This window comes from Mesorhizobium sp. M1A.F.Ca.IN.020.06.1.1, from assembly GCF_004023265.1.
In the GTDB taxonomy this organism is placed as follows: Bacteria; Pseudomonadota; Alphaproteobacteria; order Rhizobiales; family Rhizobiaceae; genus Mesorhizobium.
The window spans coordinates 1-2,825 of sequence record NZ_RZSR01000792.1; the positions used below are offsets into that span (position 1 = coordinate 1).

The 2,825-nt window shown below is 65.9% G+C and carries 2 protein-coding genes; both read left to right on the forward strand.

Annotated elements, in window-relative coordinates:
- The first annotated feature begins 191 nt into the window (after positions 1–191).
- Complete coding sequence (locus tag EOA60_RS26985; RefSeq protein ID WP_095823861.1) at positions 192–1,130, forward strand: sugar ABC transporter substrate-binding protein; 939 nt, start codon at positions 192–194, stop codon at positions 1,128–1,130.
- A gap of 27 nt (positions 1,131–1,157) precedes the next feature.
- A complete protein-coding gene (locus EOA60_RS26990) occupies positions 1,158–2,666 on the forward strand; it encodes a sugar ABC transporter ATP-binding protein (RefSeq protein ID WP_095776247.1) in 1,509 nt (502 codons plus the stop codon).
- Positions 2,667–2,825 lie beyond the last annotated feature (159 nt).

Here is a 2,825-nt window from a genome sequence, read left to right on the forward strand (position 1 = left end):
TTCATCCAGCAGGTGGTGATCGGCGTGGTGATCGCGCTGGCGGTTGCCACCGATACCTGGCGGCGGCGCCGCCAATAGGAATTCGCCCGGATGTCCGGGCGGAACGGATCGGTCGATCCGAGACTGGGACTGTCCGGCCGAGGGCGCCGCGATGCGCAGGCTGACAGATTGAACACCAACGGAGGAAAAACATGCTGACCAAACGTTCACTGCTGCTTGCGGCCGCGGCCATCGTCCCGCTGCTCGGCCTGTCCGATGCCGCCTCGGCCAAGGACGCCAAGAAGCTCGGCCTTGCCGTCGCCAATCTGCAGGCGGACTTCTTCAACCAGATCAAGCAGTCGGTCGAAGCCTATGCCAAGGAGAAGGGCATCGAGGTCATCACCGTCGACGCCAAGGGCGATTCGGCCACGCAGGTCAGCCAGGTGCAGGACCTCCTCACCCAGAACATCGACGCGCTGATCTATATCCCGGCCGGCGCCACCGCCGCGACCGTGCCGACCAAGACCGCGAAGGCCGCCGGCATCCCGGTGGTCAATGTCGACCGCAACGCCGACGGCGCGCCCGGCGACACCTTCATCGCCACTGACAGCGTCAACTCGGCCAAGGGCGTGTGCGACTACATCGCCAAGCAGGCCGGCGGCAAGGGCGAGATGGTGATCATCCATGGCCAGAAGGGCACGACGCCGGAAGTCGACCGCTCCAAGGGCTGCGGCGAGGCGCTGAAGGCCTATCCGGATATCAAGGTGGTCGGCGAGCTCTGGAGCGATCAGTGGCACCAGGACGAAGGCTTCAAGCTGGCGCAGGACCTGCTGCAGGCCCATCCGAATGTCTCGATCATCTTCGGCCAAGCCGACGCGCTGGCTCTGGGCGCCGCGCAGGCGGTCAAGGTCGCCAACCCCGACCACAAGGTCTGGATCGCCGGCTTCGACGGCGACGTTGCGGCGCTCAAGGCGCTGAAGGAGGGCGTGTTCGACGTGACCGCGACGCAGCAGACGCAAGGCATGGGCCGGCTCGCCGTCGACTCGGCGATCAAGATCGTGGCGGGCGAAAAGCTGCCGGCCGAGCAACTGCAGGACGCGACGCTGACCACCAAGGACAATGTCGCGCAATTCATCGAGAAGCATCCGTAAGGCGGCAACCGTTGAGAGAGCGCCACGATGTCCACTGAACCTCGCCATAGCGAAGGCCCGCATAACGGGCTCTTCGTCAACGGCCTCTGCAAGAGCTACGGACCGGTGCAGGTCCTGGCCGATGCGAGCTTCGAGGTGCGGCCGGGCGAGGTCGTGGCGCTGCTCGGCGAGAACGGTGCCGGGAAGTCGACGGTGTCCAACATCATCGCCGGTTCGACCAAGCCTGATGCCGGCACCATCATCTGGCGGGGGAAGCCCTATTCCCCCGCCAATCCCGCTGCGGCCATCGAGGCCGGCGTCGGCATGATCCATCAGGAATTGAAGCTGCTGCCGGACCTATCGGTGGCGGAGAATGTCTATGTCGGGCGGCTGCCGATGCGGGGCGGCCGCATCGACCGGGCAACCATGAACGCGAAGGCCTCGGCGCAATTGAAGCGCCTCGGCCTCGACGTCTCGCCGGAGCGCAAGGTGCGCACGCTGCGCGTCGCGGCACAGCAGCAGGTGGAGATCGCCAAGGCGCTGACGCTGAATGCCGAGCTTCTGATCCTCGACGAACCGACCGCCGCGCTCGGCGGCGAGGAGACGGAGCTGCTGTTCAAGCAAATCCGCAAGCTCAAGGCCGAAGGCATGTCCTTCATCTATATCAGCCACCGGCTGGACGAGATCGCTCAGATCGCCGACCGTGTGGTGGTAATGCGCGACGGCCGCATCGTCGCCCGGCACGAGCGCGCCGACATCCCGGTGCGCACGGTCGTCGAGCAGATGGTCGGACGCAGCGTCGAACGCATGTTCCCGAAGCTGTCGGCGCCGGGCACCGAAACAGTGCTCGAAGTCGAGAACCTGTCCTCGCCGGAGCGCAGCTTCAACAATGTTTCGTTCGCGGTGAAATCGGGCGAAATCCTGGGCATCGCCGGGCTGATCGGCGCCGGCCGCACCGAACTGGTCAGGGCGATCGCCGGCGCCGATCCAATCTCGTCCGGCGCGGTGCGGGTCGCGGGCCAGCCTGTTCATCTCAGCGGCCCCGCGGCGGCGATCAGGGCCGGCGTCGTGCTGGTGCCGGAGGACCGCAAGGAACAGGGCGTCGTATTGGAGCAGACGATCGGCGAGAACCTCGCCATCGGCAATTTCGATCATGTCGCACCGAAGGGCTGGGTGTTTCCCAAAGCGGTTCAGAGGTTCGCCGAGGCCGGCATATCGAGGCTCGGCGTCAAGGGTCGGCCGAACCAGGCGGTCTCAAAACTTTCCGGCGGCAACCAGCAGAAGGTGATCATCGCCAAATGGGTGTCGCGGCCGCCCAAGGTGTTCATCCTCGATGAGCCGACGCGCGGCATCGACGTTGGCGCCCGCGCGGCGATCTACGATGTCATCGCCGACCTTGCCCGCTCGGGCATGGCCGTGGTGGTGGTCAGCTCGGATCTCGAGGAGGTGCTGGGGCTTTCGCACCGGGTTCTGGTGCTGAGCCGCGGCCGCCAGCGCGGCATCCTCGATCGCGACGAAGCAAGCAATGTCGCCGTGATGGAACTCGCCACGAGCTGAGGGCACGGCAGATGGGAATAAAGCGCAGCAGGTGATAGCCTCCCAAGCACCGGACCGCGCGGGGCGCCAGCAGGGCTGGCGCCCCTTCTTTCAGGGAGAGGGAGAAAGATGAAACTGTTCGATATTGATGGCGACGTGGCGCTGGTGACGGGCGCCGGC

Bases quoted from the DNA above. Each gene is read 5' to 3' on its own strand.
- EOA60_RS26985 (WP_095823861.1), top strand. From the start codon at position 192: ATGCTGACCAAACGTTCACTGCTGCTTGCGGCCGCGGCCATCGTCCCG.
- EOA60_RS26990 (WP_095776247.1), top strand. From the start codon at position 1,158: ATGTCCACTGAACCTCGCCATAGCGAAGGCCCGCATAACGGGCTCTTC.